The organism is Enterococcus diestrammenae, from assembly GCF_049384045.1.
GTDB classification, from domain to species: Bacteria; Bacillota; Bacilli; order Lactobacillales; family Enterococcaceae; genus Enterococcus_C; species Enterococcus_C diestrammenae.
The window spans coordinates 99,283-115,761 of record NZ_JBMRGR010000002.1 but is presented as its reverse complement, the minus strand read 5'-3'; the positions used below and the strand labels follow the sequence as shown (position 1 = coordinate 115,761).

At 43.5% G+C, this 16,479-nt stretch carries 16 protein-coding genes; 1 reads left to right on the top strand and 15 read right to left on the bottom strand.

Translation table 11 applies throughout. The features are described from left to right. Positions 1–16 precede the first annotated feature (16 nt). The 11 genes from glyS to ACO03U_RS02030 form a co-directional block, all read right to left on the bottom strand. On the bottom strand, positions 17–2,089 hold the full coding sequence (glyS, locus tag ACO03U_RS02080; protein ID WP_204685110.1) for a glycine--tRNA ligase subunit beta: 2,073 nt from the start codon (positions 2,087–2,089) through the stop codon (positions 17–19). A gap of 1 nt (position 2,090) precedes the next feature. Next, positions 2,091–3,002, bottom strand: a complete 912-nt coding sequence (gene glyQ, locus ACO03U_RS02075) for a glycine--tRNA ligase subunit alpha (protein ID WP_161868417.1) — start codon at positions 3,000–3,002, stop codon at positions 2,091–2,093. A gap of 356 nt (positions 3,003–3,358) precedes the next feature. Beyond that, the gene (gene recO, locus ACO03U_RS02070) at positions 3,359–4,156 is read right to left on the bottom strand and encodes a DNA repair protein RecO (protein ID WP_204685109.1); all 798 of its coding nucleotides are present in this window, start codon (positions 4,154–4,156) and stop codon (positions 3,359–3,361) included. A gap of 318 nt (positions 4,157–4,474) precedes the next feature. Next, on the bottom strand, positions 4,475–5,374 hold the full coding sequence (era, locus tag ACO03U_RS02065; RefSeq protein ID WP_204685108.1) for a GTPase Era: 900 nt from the start codon (positions 5,372–5,374) through the stop codon (positions 4,475–4,477). Between the two features lie 30 nt (positions 5,375–5,404). Then, positions 5,405–5,803 carry a diacylglycerol kinase family protein gene (locus ACO03U_RS02060; protein ID WP_204685102.1) on the bottom strand — a complete coding sequence of 133 codons (399 nt, stop codon included), beginning with the start codon at positions 5,801–5,803 and terminating at the stop codon, positions 5,405–5,407. Next, positions 5,781–6,257, bottom strand: coding sequence for an rRNA maturation RNase YbeY (gene ybeY / locus ACO03U_RS02055; RefSeq protein ID WP_204685100.1), 477 nt, complete (start codon positions 6,255–6,257; stop codon positions 5,781–5,783). Before ybeY ends, ACO03U_RS02060 begins: the two co-directional genes overlap by 23 nt. Beyond that, positions 6,257–8,455, bottom strand: a complete 2,199-nt coding sequence (locus tag ACO03U_RS02050) for an HD family phosphohydrolase (protein ID WP_204685098.1) — start codon at positions 8,453–8,455, stop codon at positions 6,257–6,259. Before ACO03U_RS02050 ends, ybeY begins: the two co-directional genes overlap by 1 nt. 51 nt (positions 8,456–8,506) lie before the next feature. Continuing rightward, positions 8,507–9,424, bottom strand: a complete 918-nt coding sequence (locus tag ACO03U_RS02045; RefSeq protein ID WP_423104384.1) for a PhoH family protein — start codon at positions 9,422–9,424, stop codon at positions 8,507–8,509. A 289-nt stretch (positions 9,425–9,713) separates the two neighbouring features. After that, entirely contained in the window at positions 9,714–10,157 is a 444-nt protein-coding gene (locus tag ACO03U_RS02040; protein WP_161868410.1) for a GatB/YqeY domain-containing protein, read from the bottom strand. Positions 10,158–10,187: 30 nt separating this feature from the next. Next, on the bottom strand, positions 10,188–10,364 hold the full coding sequence (rpsU, locus tag ACO03U_RS02035) for a 30S ribosomal protein S21 (protein WP_002356740.1): 177 nt from the start codon (positions 10,362–10,364) through the stop codon (positions 10,188–10,190). Positions 10,365–10,538: 174 nt separating this feature from the next. Continuing rightward, positions 10,539–10,964: a Fur family transcriptional regulator gene (locus ACO03U_RS02030; protein WP_161868409.1), complete on the bottom strand. Its 426-nt coding sequence runs from the start codon at positions 10,962–10,964 to the stop codon at positions 10,539–10,541. 153 nt (positions 10,965–11,117) lie between these two features. Here ACO03U_RS02030 and ACO03U_RS02025 point away from each other — a divergent pair, with 153 nt between their 5' ends. After that, positions 11,118–11,963, top strand: a complete 846-nt coding sequence (locus tag ACO03U_RS02025; protein ID WP_161868408.1) for a pyruvate, water dikinase regulatory protein — start codon at positions 11,118–11,120, stop codon at positions 11,961–11,963. A gap of 186 nt (positions 11,964–12,149) precedes the next feature. Here ACO03U_RS02025 and ACO03U_RS02020 read toward each other — a convergent pair whose 3' ends face one another. The 4 genes from ACO03U_RS02020 to thrC form a co-directional block, all read right to left on the bottom strand. Next, complete coding sequence (locus tag ACO03U_RS02020) at positions 12,150–13,100, bottom strand: homoserine O-succinyltransferase (protein WP_204685096.1); 951 nt, start codon at positions 13,098–13,100, stop codon at positions 12,150–12,152. 2 nt (positions 13,101–13,102) lie between these two features. After that, entirely contained in the window at positions 13,103–14,374 is a 1,272-nt protein-coding gene (locus tag ACO03U_RS02015) for an O-acetylhomoserine aminocarboxypropyltransferase/cysteine synthase family protein (protein WP_204685094.1), read from the bottom strand. A 186-nt stretch (positions 14,375–14,560) separates the two neighbouring features. Then, positions 14,561–15,424: a homoserine kinase gene (gene thrB / locus ACO03U_RS02010; RefSeq protein ID WP_204685092.1), complete on the bottom strand. Its 864-nt coding sequence runs from the start codon at positions 15,422–15,424 to the stop codon at positions 14,561–14,563. After that, positions 15,421–16,479, bottom strand: a complete 1,059-nt coding sequence (gene thrC, locus ACO03U_RS02005) for a threonine synthase (protein WP_204685090.1) — start codon at positions 16,477–16,479, stop codon at positions 15,421–15,423. Before thrC ends, thrB begins: the two co-directional genes overlap by 4 nt.

Sequence of the window (16,479 nt, the reverse complement as noted above, 5' to 3'; positions counted from 1 at the left end):
TGATTTGAATCCCAGTTTATTTCGTAATTAAAGCATCCAAACGAGCAACGGCTAAAGCCATTTTAGAAATGATTTTTAACTGTGCCAAACGATTGTGGCGAATTTTTTCATCATCCGCCATCACCATATTTTCAGCGAAGTATTTCTCAATCACCGGACGTAAGCCCACCAAACCATGGTAATTCTCTTCCATCGTTTGCCGTGGGAATTTTTGTTCCAAATCAGCGGCTGCTTCAAAGAGGGCTTTTTCCGCATCATTTTCAAACAAGTTAGGATCTACGTGGTCGGTGCCTTGCTCCGCCTTTTGCGCTAAGTTAATCGCCCGCGTCAAAGCCTCTACGGATGGTTTAAAGTCAGCATCTGCCACATGTTTCCGCAAAATTGCAGCGGCTGCAAACATCTGAGTCAGGTCTTCTTGATCTGCTTGAATCACGGCATCGATGACATCATGTCGGACATTTTCACTAGTCAAGCGTTGACGGAAACGCGCTTTGATAAAATCAAGCACCTCTTCTTGTCCACTAGTCAGTTGAATCCCGAAACGTTGTCCATCGGTATTAACTTTTTCGTCAATGGCTGCCTGTAATTTCCGCAATGGGAAGTACCAACCACGGTTTTCGACAATCCGTACAATCCCATATGATTGACGACGCAAGGCATAAGGGTCATTTGAACCCGATGGCACCATCCCTACGGCAAAGAAGGAAAGCAAGCTGTCTAGTTTATCAGCAATGGCCAAAACAGCTCCAATTTCTGACTCTGGCAAAACCCCTTCAGAAGAGATTGGCAGATAGTGTTCCCGAATTGCTTGGGCTACGGCTGGTTTTTCTCCTTGCAACAAGGCATATTTTTCACCCATAATCCCTTGCAACTCTGGAAATTCCCCTACCATATTGGTGACTAAATCAAATTTGTAAATTTCTGAAGCCCGACGCAAATCTTCCAATTGTTCATCGGATAACCCAACTGTTTCCCCAATAATTTGAGCTGCGACAGCAACCCGTTGCATTTTTTCGTAGATACTCCCGATTTTTTCGTGGAAAGTAACATTTTTTAGTTTTTCCACCAAGTCATCGATAGCCAATTTTTTATCTTCATTGTAGAAGAATTCAGCATCTTCCAACCGGGCAGTCAAAACTTTTTCATTACCCTTAGCTACATTTTCCAATTTGACATTGTTCCCATTACGAACTGAAATAAAATGCGGTAATAGCAACCCTTCTTGATTACGCACGTCGAAATAGCGTTGGTGTTCTTTCATGGAAGTTACTAAAACTTCTTCCGGAACCGCCAAGTATTTGTCTTCAAAATTACCGACAAAAGCGGTTGGGTATTCTACTAAATTGTTGACTTCTTCTAACAAGTCTTCGTCTAAGCCTACTTGAAACTCATTTTTGGTAGCTAATTCAGCGATTTGATCTGTGATGAGTTGTTTCCGTTTCAGCGGATCCACAATAACAAATTCGGCCGCCAATTTTTCTTCATACTCTGCGGGATTTGCAAAGGTCACATCTTCTCCTAAGAAACGATGGCCGCGAGAAGTCCGTCCCGTTTTCACATCAAGAATTTCAAACGGCAAGACTTCATCATCCAACAATGCCACAATCCAGTGAATCGGGCGAATGTATTCAAAATCAAAATTACTCCAATGCATCGTCACAGGGAAAGTTAAGCTGGTAATCACATCTTTTAAGCCGGTCAAGACTGTTTCTGCTGCTTCACCCTTGACGTATTTTGTGACATAGACATATTCCACACCTTTAAGCTCTTTAAAGGTAATGGCGTCTGTCGTCACTCCTTGCCCGCGGACAAAACCTTGGGCGGCTTTGGTCCAGTTACCTTCAGTATCCAAAGCAATCTTTTTGGCTGGTCCCTTGACTTCTTCCTGGATATCTTCTTGTTTGTCGACAATTTTTTCCACCAATACTGAAAGGCGACGAGGAGTAGAGAAAGCCTTAATCGATTCAAAACTCAAACGGTTTTCATCTAAAAAAGCAGTCACTTTTGTTTCCAATTGTTTCATGCTTGGTGTGACTACATGAGCCGGCATTTCTTCCAAGCCGATTTCCAATAACAAATCTTTTGCCATCTTATTTCTCCTCCTCTAACAACGCCGCTGCTGCAGCTGGATCCAACAATGGGTAGCCTAAGCGCGCCCGTTCTGCTACGAAAATCTTAGCCACAGCCCGTGCCATATTCCGAATCCGAGCCAGATACCCCGCCCGTTCCGTCACGGAAACCGCCCCACGAGCATCTAACAAGTTGAAGGTATGGCTACATTTTAAGATATAATCATACGCCGGATGCACCAAGTTTTCGTCAATGCAGCGTTTGGCCTCTTTTTCAAAGCGATCAAAGTTTCCTAGGAGCATCTCTTGGTCACTGATTTCAAAAGAATACTTGGAATGTTCATATTCCGGTTGATTAAAGATTTCACCGTATTTGACCCCTTCTGTCCACTCCAAATCATAGACGCTTTCCACTTCTTGAATGTATGAAGCTAAACGTTCCAACCCATAGGTGATTTCAGAAGTCACCGGTTTACATGCCAAGCCACCAACTTGTTGGAAATAAGTAAACTGGGTGATTTCCATGCCGTCGAGCCAAACTTCCCAACCCAAACCAGCACAACCCATGGAGGGATTTTCCCAGTTGTCTTCTACAAAACGGATATCGTGTTCTAGGGGTTCAATCCCCAACAGTTTCAAACTTTCCAAATACAATTCTTGGATATTGGCAGGTGAAGGTTTCATCACCACTTGGAATTGATGGTGTTGGTACAACCGGTTTGGGTTTTCCCCATAGCGACCATCAGCTGGTCGACGAGAAGGCTCCACGTAAGCCGCATTCCATGGTTCTGGCCCGATAGCCCGTAAGAAGGTATAGGGACTCATGGTACCGGCTCCTTTTTCAGTGTCATAGGCCTGCATCAACATGCAGCCGTTGCTTGACCAGAATTTTTGTAAGGTCAAAATAATGTTTTGGACAGTCATTTTTGTCATTGTGACGCTCCTTTCAAATATGTCGACAAGAAAATTGTCAAATTGTGCAAAAAGATGGTCCCCAAACAAAAAGCCCTGTGTTTGTCTTCTCCATAAAGGAATAGACAAACACAGGGACGAAAAATTCGCGGTTCCACCCTGCTTCCGAACACTCGGCAGCTTTCATTTGCTGATGCTCCCAAACGCCTACGCAAAAACGGCATCCATATCCGGCTTCCACCTCCCCGGATTCGCTGCAATGTCTGGTCTGTTTTGCAAATTTGATCAATGCATCTCTTTAATTACTTTATATAATAGCGACTCTGCCCGCTATTTGTCAATGAAAAAAGTTAGCTTGCCAATATTATCTCTAAGAATCATTCCTCGTTAGGCTCTTTTTTCTCATCAGCTTTTGGCATTAGCAATTTCGACCAACTTTGCATATCATCGATAAATTTCTTACTCTTTAAATGAATCCCCACATACTCCTCGTATAGCTGATCAATAAAGTGCCGCAAATTTTGCTTCGTTTCAGCCTTTACTTGAATAGAATTGATTTGCTCATAGGAAATTTGCATCAAGAGTCGTGCCAAATGCAGCCCTCGTGGATTGACATGCCAACGATAGCGGTCCATCTCAAAATGTCGCTGACACAACAAGCCAGCATATTTAGAAGAATAATCAAAGGGACCTTCTTGATTGCCACAAACTGCGCAATGGTCCAACTGGGGGGCGACACCAAAGCGTTGCAAGAGTTGCAATTCAAAAATATTAGTAATTATCTCAGGGTCAGAGCCATTGTCTAGCTGCATCAAGGCTTGCTGGGTAAAACTATAGAGATGAGGATCGTATAGATGATCCTCGATAGCAACATCCACCAGATTTAGCAGATAACTCCCATAAGCGGTTAAAAAGATATCTTGTTGAATCTGACGAAAAGGTTTGACTTCCTTCGCCCCATTTAAAAAGGACAACCCTTCTGAACGAATGGAGCCAAAATAGACTGCTTCAGTAAAATTCAACAACGCTGGGGCTAGCGGATTATTTTTACGATGGGCACCTTTGACGAAAAACATCTGCTTGCCATAGCTTTCCGTAAAAATCTTTACTAATTTATCTTTTTCCTGATAATCCCGCGAAAATAAGACAATCCCTTTCGTCTCTGCCACTTGCATCCAATCCCCACCTTTCTCAAATGCTATGTATGATCAACCAAAGGCAAATTTGTATTTGGCATTTGCCGGTCTAGCTATCGTCAGATCACTTCCTAGATCGCTTAATTTCACCTTTTTCGTAACACTAAAATGACAGCATGATATGCACTTAATTACTGATACATCAACATTTTTAGAGCATAACTTTTTATCAGCCCTTTATCATAAAAAAGGCAACAGCTGCTCTTTTCCGCCACTGCTGCCAATCCTGCCATCTGTTTTTCTCAACAGTTTTTTAAAAGTGCTGAAGCTCGTCCGCTAAAGACCTTTAAAAAACTTTTAGTAGTCTTCGGTTTTATAACCATAATCCATCAGATATGTTTGCTTGTCTCGCCAATCTTTTTGAACTTTAACCCATAATTCCAAGTACACTTTATCACCCAAAAGCAATTCAATATCTCGCCGCGCTTTGCTACCGATATTTTTCAGCATTTTACCACCTTTGCCGATGATAATACCTTTTTGACTATCTCGCTCCACGATGATTGTCGCTTGAATATGCACTTTGTCATCTTCATTGCGCTTCATGGAATCCACTACCACCGCTACTGAGTGAGGGACTTCATCTCTTGTCAGTAAGAGGACTTTTTCGCGAACAAGTTCTGAAACGATAAAGTATTCTGGATGATCGGTAATTTGATCATCGGGGAAGTATTGAGGACCTTCTGGCATTTGTGAAACCAACGTCTTCATCAAGGTTTCAAAGTTATTGCCTTCTGTTGCTGAAATTGGGATGATTTCTTTAAAATCCATCTGCTGACGGTAATCATCAATAATTCCCAACAATTGATCCGGATGAACTTTGTCAATTTTATTGATGATTAGATAAACAGGGCTAGCCACATTTTTCAAGCGTTCGATGATAAAATCATCTCCCCGCCCCCGTTTGTCATCCGCAGCGATCATGAACAAGACGGCATCAACTTCTCGCAGCGCGCTATAGGCGGTTTCTACCATAAAATCCCCTAAGCGGTGTTTGGGTTTATGAATGCCCGGCGTATCGATAAAAATCAATTGTGCTTCCTCGGTCGTGTAAACCCCTTGAATTTTATTTCTAGTTGTTTGTGCTTTGTCACTCATGATGGCAATTTTTTGGCCAACGATTCGGTTTAATAAAGTGGATTTGCCCACATTGGGACGTCCCACGATGGCTACAAAGCCTGATTTATGTTCTGTCATTGCTTACTCCTTATTGCGTTTCTCTGATTTTTATTGAAAGATTTGCCATAATTTAGGAATGAATAAAAAGGCCGCCACAATCAACGCAAAGCCCGAGGTCAGTAAGACTGCCCCAGCTGCCATATCCTTGATTTTTTTGCCGATGGGATGAAAGTGAAAATCCGTCACCATATCCACCACATTTTCAAAGACGGTATTGATGATTTCTACCAACCACACCAAAAAGATTGCTAATAATAGCCAGAGCCATTCCCTGGCATCAAGGCGAAAAATTAACCCGGCCAAGACGGCTAAAGCCCCCAAGACCGCGTGACGACGCATATTTTTTTCATCTTTAAAGACCGTCTTCACCCCAGTGATTGCAAATTCCACCGAGGCAATGAAGGTTTTATTTTTTTGCGTATTTTTATCTTTTGAGTCCATAAGCATCAAGGATTTCCTTTTGTAGTGTGAACATTTCTTTTTCATCTTCTGGGTTCATATGATCGTACCCATTGATGTGTAAAAAGCCATGCAACGCCAGAAAACCCAATTCGCGATCGTAGGAATGGCCGTATTCTTCCGCCTGTTCTTTGGCCCGTTCCACCGAGATCATCAAGTCGCCAAGTTCTCGTGGCAAAGGACTGTCTTCCTCGTCAAAAATGACTGGGATTTCCCCTTCTCCTTCTTCCTCCAAGGCAAAGCTGATAACATCTGTCGGCGCATCTTTCCCCCGGTAATCCCGATTGATTTCTTGAATCGCAGCGTTGTCCATGAAAGTGACAGACATCTCCGCATTTTCCGGTAGTTTTAGATGATCAGCTGCAAACTGCAGCAAATCATCAATCTCGTGAATTTTGTCTTCGGGTACACTATTGGTTTCATCAATAAAAGTGATCTCCATTAATTTCCACTTCTTTCTTGTTCTTCTTTCATTTTTTCCGCTTCTGATTTCATCTTTGGATATTTGATACGGGAATGGAAGGTACTACACAAACCATTGACGAGGGATTTTTCTACTAGGCGGATCTCTTTCATGGTCAAGCCACTATCATCCAGCTGACCATCGATGATTCGATCAATAATCAAATTGTGCACAAACTGTTGGATCTTCACATTGTCAGGATGGTCCATCGCCCGAACGGCAGCTTCACAACTGTCAGCAATGCTTACCACCCCGGCTTCTCTCGTTTGCGGTTTTGGCCCAGGATAACGAAAGTCGGCTTCCGTAGTCTTAGGATTACGTTCTTTGGCTTTGGCATAGAAAAACTTCATCATGGTGGTGCCGTGATGCTGGCGACAAATATCCACCACCATCTGTGGCATCTTGTGCTCTTCTAAGATTTTGGCGCCATCCGTCACATGACCAAAGATAATCTGCTTGCTGTCTTCTGGTAATAAGAAATTATGAGGATTCTCTGCTCCTTGAGGCAGGTTTTCCACGAAGAAATTGGCATGTTTTAACTTGCCAATGTCATGATAGTAACAGGCAACACGAGTCAATAACGAACGTCCGCCAATTTCGGCTACTGCATTGGCACTCAAGTTGGCTACCATCATGGAATGATGATACGTCCCAGGTGCTTCTTCCAGCAACTGTTTTAACAAAGGATGATTGGGATTACTCAATTCATTTAGTACAATGACCGAATCATCAGATACCATCAGTTCGATATACTGATGAAGCCCCATCGTCAGCAAAAGAGAAAAAATATTCCCGGCAAAGCCACAAATAATCGTCAGCCAAGTACTTCCATCACCAAAGCTCATCCCTTGGAAGACGACTAAGACAAAATTCAGTAGCGTTGGAAATAGCACAATCCATGCTACCGCTGGCCATCCTTGCTTGCCAATCGGTTCCCGTTTAACGATGCTACCCATCAAACCGGAAAAAAGATAGGTCACCAAGATTGTGGTCAACAAGTTGGTGCCCACCGCGCTGTTATAGACAAATAAGGCGGCAATCACTTGGAACATCGCTGCTAAAATACCCGCCCGGCGATTTAAGAAAAGATTTAAGACTAACGGAACAAACGCCGCGGGGAAAAATAGGGGAATGTAAGGAATTTGCTCTGTTTGAAAAACTTCAAAGAATTTCATTACCAAAATACTCAAAGCCAACATGCCGGTATAAAAAGTAAAAAGCTGTTGTCGCTGAGTTTTTGAATGAAACTGCCGACCAAAATAGAGGAGCACTGCTATTTGTAATAAAATCCCTAACGCCATCGCAACTAATGGAAAAATCGAACTCGTCTGACTGGTCAGACCCAACAGCTTCATTTTTTCCATAGCATTGCTATCGATTTGGGAACCTTCGCGGACGATGATCTCCCCTTGATAAATCATTACCGATTGGACCGCATTTCGAGCGGCTTCACGTTTTTCTTCTGTCGCGGCTTCATTAGGAAATTCATTCACCACGATTCCTTTGGCTATCAGTTCTTCCATGATGATTTGACCAGCATCAGAAAGGTCTAACGTCAGCATTTGCTGGGTAGCATTGTCCTGGATATCTGACAGGTTGCTTTTGCGAATATGCTGCGCCATTTCTTCACTGACAATATTTAAAGCTTCGTTTCGCACCGTAATCAGTTCACTAGCGGAAACTTCAAACAACGATTGATAAAAATCGGCAGACAAGCTTTGATAAAAGGCGACGTCCTCATCATCGATATTTTCAAATTTTTTCTTCAAGGCAGCGGTATGTTCATCCACAGTCGGTTCGGGAACACTTTCTTTTTTCGCCTTTTTCTTATCCGCTTCGTATTGCTTTTTCAAGTCATCATTGACGGTATTTACAAGATCAAATAATCGTTTCACTCGATCGTATTGCACTGTGGCTAAGTCTTCTTGGTAGTTGTACTCGGTGGGCACACTTTCAGCTGCTAACTGACGTTTTTGCTCAGTAGCAGCAGTATTTTCCACGGTTTTATTGGCACGAATATTTTCTGCAGCTACCTGACCTTCTGTGTAATTCTGTTGCTTTTGTTGCACACTAGTAAATAAGGTTGCAAAAACCAGCGCAAAAAACAACAGAAAAAGTAACGGGGTATACCAACGCCCAAGTTTTTGTTGAATCTTGTTTAAAGGTTGAATGATCATGAGTTCCCTCCGACAATAGTCATGCCCTAAACGGTTTTAGGGTCAGTTGTATCATGCATCGTTTTTTAAACTGGCCTGTCCATACGCTTCGATAATTTCCGCCACTACGGGATGTCGCACCACGTCGCTCGCTTCAAAGGTGACAAACTCAATCTGCTTGATATTTTGCAGGGTGCGTTCCGCATGAACCAAGCCACTGACGACACCTTTTGGCAAATCGATTTGACTCGTATCACCATTGACAATCATTTTTGAGTTAAAGCCAAGACGCGTCAAAAACATTTTCATTTGGGCAATCGTCGTATTTTGCGCTTCATCCAAAATCACAAACGCATCTTCTAGGGTTCGCCCTCGCATATAGGCAAGGGGCGCAATTTCGATCACACCTCGCTCCATCAAGCGATTCGTATGGTCCGTCCCAAAAATTTGATACAAGGCATCATAGACGGGTCGTAAGTAAGGATCGACCTTTTCTTTCAGATCTCCTGGTAAAAAGCCTAAGTTTTCGCCAGCTTCCACAGCCGGCCGCGTCAAGATAATCTTTTGAACTTCGCCTTTTTTTAAAGCAGCGATCGCCATCACCACTGCCAAAAAGGTTTTCCCCGTCCCAGCTGGTCCAATGCCAAAAACCACATCATGTTTCTTGACACTCTCCACATAAGTCTTTTGCCCGGCATTTTTGACACGGATGGGTTTACCATTACGATCTTTGACAATTTCTTCTTCATACATCGCAATAAAAAACGCCAGACGCTTTTGCTTACCCATCTTCAAAGCAGAGACGACATCAGGCGTACTAATATTGACGCCTCTTTTAATCAATTCTTGAATCGCTTCGATAACCGCTTTAGCCAAATCGGTCGCTTCTGGGCTACCTTCAATTTGAATAACTTCGCCACGAGCTCTTATGACTGTATCGGTATTTTCTTCGATCAATTTCAAATTTTTATCATGAGCCCCTAACAACATGGCAATGTCGTCAGATTAGGTTAATTTCATTTGTAAGGTTTGTCTTTCCTCAGTCAAAAGCGCATCTCCTTTATCCTTCATTCTTTCCCATTTTACCATAACAACAAGGAAAAGAAAAAAACTCTGTCATTCTTTCCGGCTTCAGTGATTTAGCAGAAGCTTATTTTTTTTGAGAACTTTTTGACCTAAACATCCACAATCTGACAGTATGAGACTTCCAGTGTTTCGTGAGGGAGAACCTTTTGAAGCCAAAAAAAATCGCGGACATGATATCCGCGATTTTGTGCATTCATTGTAATAATTCTTTGACGATTGCGTTGACTTGGTTGCCATCTGCTTTGCCTTTAACTTGTGGCATCACGACACCCATCACCTTGCCAAACTCCTTGACAGAAGCGGCACCGGTCTTAGCGATCGCCTGCTTAACAATCTCACGAATTTCGTCGTCAGAAAGCTGTGCAGGAAGATATTCTTCAACAATTGCGATTTCGACTTTGACTTTTTCTGAGAGATCGTCACGTCCGGCGTTTTCAAATTCAGCCAAAGAATCGCGACGTTGTTTCATCTCCCGGGATAAAATCGTCAGTTCTTCGTCATCATTCAAAACGTGTCCAACTTTGATCTCTTCATTTTGAATCGATGCTTTCAACATACGAATCACCGCCAAGCGTTCTTTATCTTTGGCTCTCATCGCTGTCTTCATATCATCGTTCAGTGTACTTAGTAGTGTCACACTACCAGCTCCAATCCTTTTGCGCCAAAATTAGAATTTTTTACGTTTTCTGGCTGCTTCAGATTTTTTCTTGCGTTTCACGCTTGGTTTTTCATAGAATTCACGCTTGCGAGATTCTTGCAGAGTACCGGCTTTTGACACGGAACGTTTGAAGCGACGAAGAGCATCGTCAAGAGATTCATTTTTACGAACCACTGTTTTTGACATGTAAATTCCCTCCCTCCGAGCTTAAAAAGTAACCGTTTTTGCTTTTTGAAAAATAAATCAAAAAACAAGACTGTCCTTAAAAAATTATAAAGGAGGTTTAAAACGGTGTCAAGGAATTCCGCAAAAAAATAATCCTCCCTTTGCTTCTTTTCGCTAACTCTAAAAATAAAATAACTACTGACAATCTTCACAGCGACCTAAAATTTCGAAACGGTGCCCTTCGATGACACAGCCAGGTAATTGTTCGGCAAAATAATCCATGGGACATAAGTCCAATTCTTTGGTTTTGCCACAAACCGTGCAAATAAAATGGTGATGATGGTGTTGACCATCTTGGCAACAATGAAAGCGAAACTTCATCTCGCCATTGAGGTCCGTTTCTTCCAGCAAACCAAGTTCCGCAAAATCATGGAGATTGCGATAGATGGTATCATAGCTGACTCCCGGAAACGCATCATCCAGATAATGATGAATTTCTTTCGCTGCGATGTACCGATTGCGTTTTGCCAAATAACTCAACATCATCTCGCGTTTTTTGGTGTGTTTAAAGCCATTTTCTTTTAAGGTAACCATGGCTTGTTCAATTTTTGTAAGGGTCATCTTTTTCCTGCTCCTTCACCTGATAAGCTTGGCAAAGCTCTTGGCGCAAAAAATATTTTTCTCCAGCGCCAAATCATAATGATTCCGAATTAAAAACCAGTAACCGTATGGTATAATAATCTACATAAAAACACAAGAGGAGTTGCTGTATTCATGAACGATGAAACCAATATTTTAACAATTTATGTGATCTCTGATTCGGCTGGTGAAACCGCTACAAAATTGGCCCAAGCGACCATGGCTCAGTTTCCAACAGTCGAATTCAACTTGTATCGCAAAACCTTCGTCAATGACAAAGAAAATCTCATCAAGGGCTTACGGGACGCTAAAAAGCATGATGCGATGATTCTTTATACCATGATTGATGAAGAGCTCTTGCAACTGATTCAAGCATTTTGTCAAGAAAGCGACTTGTACAGTGTCGATGTCCTCTCTTCCACCATCGATGAAATCGAAAGACGCAGTGGCATCAAAGCTAGCCGCGAACCTGGCGCCCTCCACCATCTGAATAAAAACTATTTCAAACGCATCAAGGCGATGGAATTTGCTGTTAAATATGACGATGGCAAAGATCCCCGGGGCTTTTTGGAAGCCGATGTCGTGCTATTAGGTGTTTCTCGGACTTCCAAAACACCTTTGAGCCTCTTTTTAGCCAATAAAAACCTAAAAGTCGCCAACTTGCCTCTAGTCCCTCAAGCCCACATTCCCAAACAGCTTTGGGAAGTGGATCCGAAAAAAATCGTCGGCCTCACCAACGACCCTGACGTCTTAAACAGCATTCGTAAAGAACGGATGCGAGCATATGGCTTAAATCCTGATACCGCCTACTCAGACATCGACAAGATTCGTGCCGAGTTAGAATTTGCCAATGAGTTATATCAAAAACTTGGCTGTGAGGTCATCAACGTGGCCTCCCTCTCCATTGAAGAAACGGCTTCAATGATTATGAATGCCTTGAAGTTAGAGGACCATAGTTATTACGCGACAGAAGAAGAATAGTTTTGTGAGAAAGCTGCTTGGTAATTCCGAGCAGCTTTTTTTAGGACAAGTTAAGAAAAAATGATTCAACCTCCAAAAGGCGAAGCAACAGTAATCAAACTCCTTGTCTACTGTCGTTTCGCTGCTGCAAAAAAAGGGAACCAACTGACTAGCTCTCACTATAGTTAGTCAATGGGTTCCCATCATTTACTCTTCGGTTGTGGTGGCCTTTCTCCGGACTCTCTGTCGACTAGGAATCTCGGCTAGTTGATATGGCGTCATCTGATAGACGTCATTTAACCAATTGTGATACAGAAGATGAGCGTGTCCCCGCCATCGATTGATAATCGGATTCTTGGGATTGTCCTGCTCATAATAATGCTGTGGTCTGGGGGTGTTTAGCCCTCTTTGCAAGTCCCGGTGGTATTCTTTTTCTAAGGTATCGGTATCATACTCAAAATGTCCCAAAATGAAAATATCGTGAGCGTCTCTAGAAATCAAAATATTGGGACCGATGACTTCATCTCGAGCAATAACTTGCAGTTTACTCCCATCGATTTGATCTTCGGCAATACCGGTATAACGCGATTGTGGCCCCCAGAAACAGTCGTCGAAGCCTCGACACAGGCGATGTTTTGCCACTACTTTTTGAGGAAAAACACCAAAGAGCTTTTCCGCATAAGCCACTTTTGCAATCCCATAATGATGGAACAAACCGGCTTGCGCTCCCCAGCAAATATGCACCACACTAGTGACATTGGTTTGGGACCAGTCCATGATTTCCGTCAGTTCCTCCCAATAATCCACTTCGGTAAAGGCTAATTGTTCCACCGGAGCACCGGTAATGATCATGCCATCGTAACAGCTCGTCACTACATCAGCAAAGGTTAAATAAAACTTTTGTAAATGAGTAATACTGGTATTTTTATGCTGGTGACTGGAAATCTGCAAAAAATCCACGTCAATCTGCAAGGGACTCTGGCTAATCAAGCGCAACAACTGTGTTTCAGTAGTAATCTTGTCAGGCATCAAGTTTAAAATCAACAAACGCAAGGGGCGAATATCTTGGTGAATCGCCCGCTCATTATCAATAGCAAAAATATCTTCGGCCAACAACACTTGTTTTGCTGGAAAATCCTCCGCCAATTTGATGGGCATCCTTATCCCTCCATTTGTTCAAAGGCTTGAGCCAAATCTGCCAAGATATCTTGGATGTTTTCAATTCCCACCGAAATTCGAATCAAGCCAGGTGAAATCCCGGCAGCGGTTAATTCATCATCAGACATTTGCCGATGAGTAGAAGTTGCTGGATGTAAGGCACAGGTCCGAATATCAGCTACATGGACTTCCCGAGAGACCATTTTCAAAGCGTCCAACCACTGGGCAGCCGCTTTTCTTCCAGCGGTAATTTCAAAAGAGATAACGCCACACAATCCCCTGGGTAGATATTTTTCTTTTAGCTCATAGGAGGTATCCCCTGGCAACCCAGGATAAGTAACCGTTGCAACAGTTTCTTGCTCTTGAATAAACTGGGCCACTGCCATGGCATTTTCAAAATGACGATCCATCCGCACTGGCAACGTCTCCATTCCCAGATTCAAATAAAAGGAGTTTTGTGGTGAAGGCGTAGCGCCCAAATCCCGCATGAGCTGCACTCGCGCTTTGGTAATATAAGCAGCTGCTCCAAACGTTTCCGTGTAGACAATTCCGTGATAAGTTTCATCTGGCGTGGACAATTGCGGAAACTTCCCATTATCCCACGGAAACTTCCCACTATCCACAATCACCCCACCGGTAGCCACCGCGTGACCATCTAAGTACTTAGTGGTGGAATGAATCACGATATCAGCACCGAACTCGATTGGCCGACAAAAATAGGGTGTGGCAAATGTATTGTCGATGATAAAGGGCACTTGATGATCATGGGCCAATTGCGCAAATTTTTCGATGTCCAACACTCGCATGGCCGGATTGGCGATGGTTTCCGCAAAAACCGCCTTAGTATTAGGTTGCAGTGCTTTTTGCAATTCTGCTAAAGGCAAATCTTGATCGACGAAAGTGACTTGAATCCCCATTTTTTGGAAAGTATGGGCTAGCAAATTATAACTGCCCCCGTAGATGCAGGAAGAAGCAACCAGATGATCGCCACTTTCCAAGATATTCAATATAGCTAAAAACGTCGCCGCCTGACCCGAAGAGGTACATAAAGCCCCCACGCCACCTTCCAAAGCCGCGATTTTCGCTTCCACTGCTCCTGTCGTAGGATTGGCCAATCGAGTATAAAAATAGCCGGCCTCCTCCAAATCAAAGAGCTTACCGATTGCCTCGGTGGAATCATAAGTAAAAGTGGTGCTTTGGCTGATTGGTAATACCCGAGGCTCGCCATTTTTGGGAGTGTAGCCAGCGTGTAGACATTTCGTTTCAAATTCCATATCGATTCCTCCAGTTTTAAGCGCTGTGGCAATATTGGCTAGCTTGTTCATGAATTCATCGTCAATCATAGCCTCACAATTATCTAAATATTGCCACAACATATTTGCTAAAAAAGATGAGACCGGCATTAAACAGCAACAGCCTCATCCTTATAGATTTAGTCTTGGTTAATCTATCCCAGTTCTTTAAAAAACTTGTACGCCTTCTCGATCCACTGCTAACACTTCCACCGCAGCATCTAATTCCAACGCGTTAAGTAACTGTTGGATTTTTTGACAACGATTTTCCGGTGTCAGCACTAACACGGTGGGCCCGGCACCACTCAAAAAGCAACCGTAAGCTCCCTCTTCATGGGCCAGTTCTCGAATCACTGCTAGATGGGGTACCAATTGACTGCGGTATTTTTCGTGGAAACGGTCTTTTTCCATCATCTGCCCAGCAACCGGCAAATTGCCCGTCATCAAAGCTGCAACCATCACATTGGCAATCGAGCTAGCAGCCACGGCTTCTTTAAAAGGCACTTCACTAGGTAAAACGTGACGGGCTTTTTCAGTACTCAAGGGCTGCCGTGGAATCACTGCAATAATTTTGCAATCCGGAAAATAGTGTCGGACCACATCCACCTGTCCGTCTACAGCACTAGCAATCACCAAATCGCCAAAGATAGCCGGTGCCACATTGTCAGGATGCCCTTCCAACTTCGTAGCGAGCACCACTTTGCTTTCTTGGGTCAAACCTAAGTTACCCAAACGGTTGGCTAATTCAATCCCTGCTACAATCACCGAAGAACTGCTGCCTAAGCCTCTTGTGATGGGAATATCTGAAGTCATTTTTAGATGGTGGGGAGGTAAATCTGGAACAAGCTCCAAAGCCGTCTTCAGCAATAAATTCTCCTGATCATTGGGAACTTCTGGCCCTAGCTCATGCTCCACTAGCCATTCATAACTTTCTTCGATGACTTCCACAAACAAGTAGCGATCCAAAGCCACCCCACAAGAATCAAAACCTGGTCCTAAATTTGCACTAGTTGCGGGTACGCGGATTTTCATAGTTTTGCCACACCTTCTCGTAAGTGAGTCCGCATTTCTTCTAGATCACTCATCTTATGGATATCAGCTTTGGCTTCTGCAATCGCCGTATCTGGATCTTTTAAGCCGTTACCAGTAAAGATAGTGATCACCGTTTCCCCTGGTTTGATTTTGCCGGACTTGACATGTTGGATCACGCCAGCTAAAGATGCAGCGGAACCTGGTTCAACAAAAACACCATCCATGGCTGCGACTTTACGGTAGGCGTTGAGGATTTCTTCGTCGGTGACCGAATCAATATAGCCTTTTGACTCATCCCGAGCAGCTTCAGCTAATTGCCAGCTAGCAGGATTACCGATCCGAATGGCAGTGGCAACCGTTTCTGGTTGTTCAATCACTTTACCGCGAACAATCGCAGCGGCCCCTTCCGCTTCAAACCCGTGCATTCGTGGCAATTCGGTCCCTTTGACCTCATGCCATTCTTTAAACCCTTTCCAGTAAGCGGAAATGTTTCCAGCATTACCGACAGGGATTGCCAAAACATCCGGCGCTGCCCCTAATTGCTCGCATACTTCAAAAGCAGCGGTTTTTTGCCCTTCCAAACGATAAGGATTGACGGAGTTGACTAAGGCTACCGCTTCTGTGTTAGCAATGTCCCGTACGGCTTTCAAAGCTTCGTCAAAGTTGCCGGGAATCGAGATAATATCAGCACCATAGGCAATCGCTTGGGCTAGTTTACCCATTGCGATTTTACCATCAGGGATCACGACATAGGCTTTGACACCAGCCCGGGTGGCATAAGCTGCCGCAGCGGCTGAGGTATTCCCAGTAGAGGCACAGATAATCGCCTTGGCTCCGGCTTCCACCGCTTTAGCTACCGCCATCACCATGCCACGATCTTTAAACGAGCCAGTAGGATTTAGTCCTTCGTATTTTCCGTATAACGTAATCCCCAGTTCTTTTGAAAGATTAGTCAATGGGATTAAGGGGGTGTTCCCTTCACACAAGCTAATCATCGGCGTTTTGTCAGTAATTGGTAAATACTCCTTGTATTGCTTCAACAAACCCTCGTACAT

Bases quoted from the DNA above. Each gene is read 5' to 3' on its own strand.
- glyS (WP_204685110.1), bottom strand. From the start codon at position 2,089: ATGGCAAAAGATTTGTTATTGGAAATCGGCTTGGAAGAAATGCCGGCT.
- glyQ (WP_161868417.1), bottom strand. From the start codon at position 3,002: ATGACAAAAATGACTGTCCAAAACATTATTTTGACCTTACAAAAATTC.
- recO (WP_204685109.1), bottom strand. From the start codon at position 4,156: ATGCAAGTGGCAGAGACGAAAGGGATTGTCTTATTTTCGCGGGATTAT.
- era (WP_204685108.1), bottom strand. From the start codon at position 5,374: ATGACAGAACATAAATCAGGCTTTGTAGCCATCGTGGGACGTCCCAAT.
- ACO03U_RS02060 (WP_204685102.1), bottom strand. From the start codon at position 5,803: ATGCTTATGGACTCAAAAGATAAAAATACGCAAAAAAATAAAACCTTC.
- ybeY (WP_204685100.1), bottom strand. From the start codon at position 6,257: ATGGAGATCACTTTTATTGATGAAACCAATAGTGTACCCGAAGACAAA.
- ACO03U_RS02050 (WP_204685098.1), bottom strand. From the start codon at position 8,455: ATGATCATTCAACCTTTAAACAAGATTCAACAAAAACTTGGGCGTTGG.
- ACO03U_RS02045 (WP_423104384.1), bottom strand. From the start codon at position 9,424: ATGTTGTTAGGGGCTCATGATAAAAATTTGAAATTGATCGAAGAAAAT.
- rpsU (WP_002356740.1), bottom strand. From the start codon at position 10,364: ATGTCAAAAACAGTGGTTCGTAAAAATGAATCTCTTGACGATGCTCTT.
- ACO03U_RS02030 (WP_161868409.1), bottom strand. From the start codon at position 10,964: ATGACCCTTACAAAAATTGAACAAGCCATGGTTACCTTAAAAGAAAAT.
- ACO03U_RS02025 (WP_161868408.1), top strand. From the start codon at position 11,118: ATGAACGATGAAACCAATATTTTAACAATTTATGTGATCTCTGATTCG.
- ACO03U_RS02020 (WP_204685096.1), bottom strand. From the start codon at position 13,100: ATGCCCATCAAATTGGCGGAGGATTTTCCAGCAAAACAAGTGTTGTTG.
- ACO03U_RS02015 (WP_204685094.1), bottom strand. From the start codon at position 14,374: ATGGAATTTGAAACGAAATGTCTACACGCTGGCTACACTCCCAAAAAT.
- thrB (WP_204685092.1), bottom strand. From the start codon at position 15,424: ATGAAAATCCGCGTACCCGCAACTAGTGCAAATTTAGGACCAGGTTTT.
- thrC (WP_204685090.1), bottom strand. From the start codon at position 16,479: ATGTACGAGGGTTTGTTGAAGCAATACAAGGAGTATTTACCAATTACT.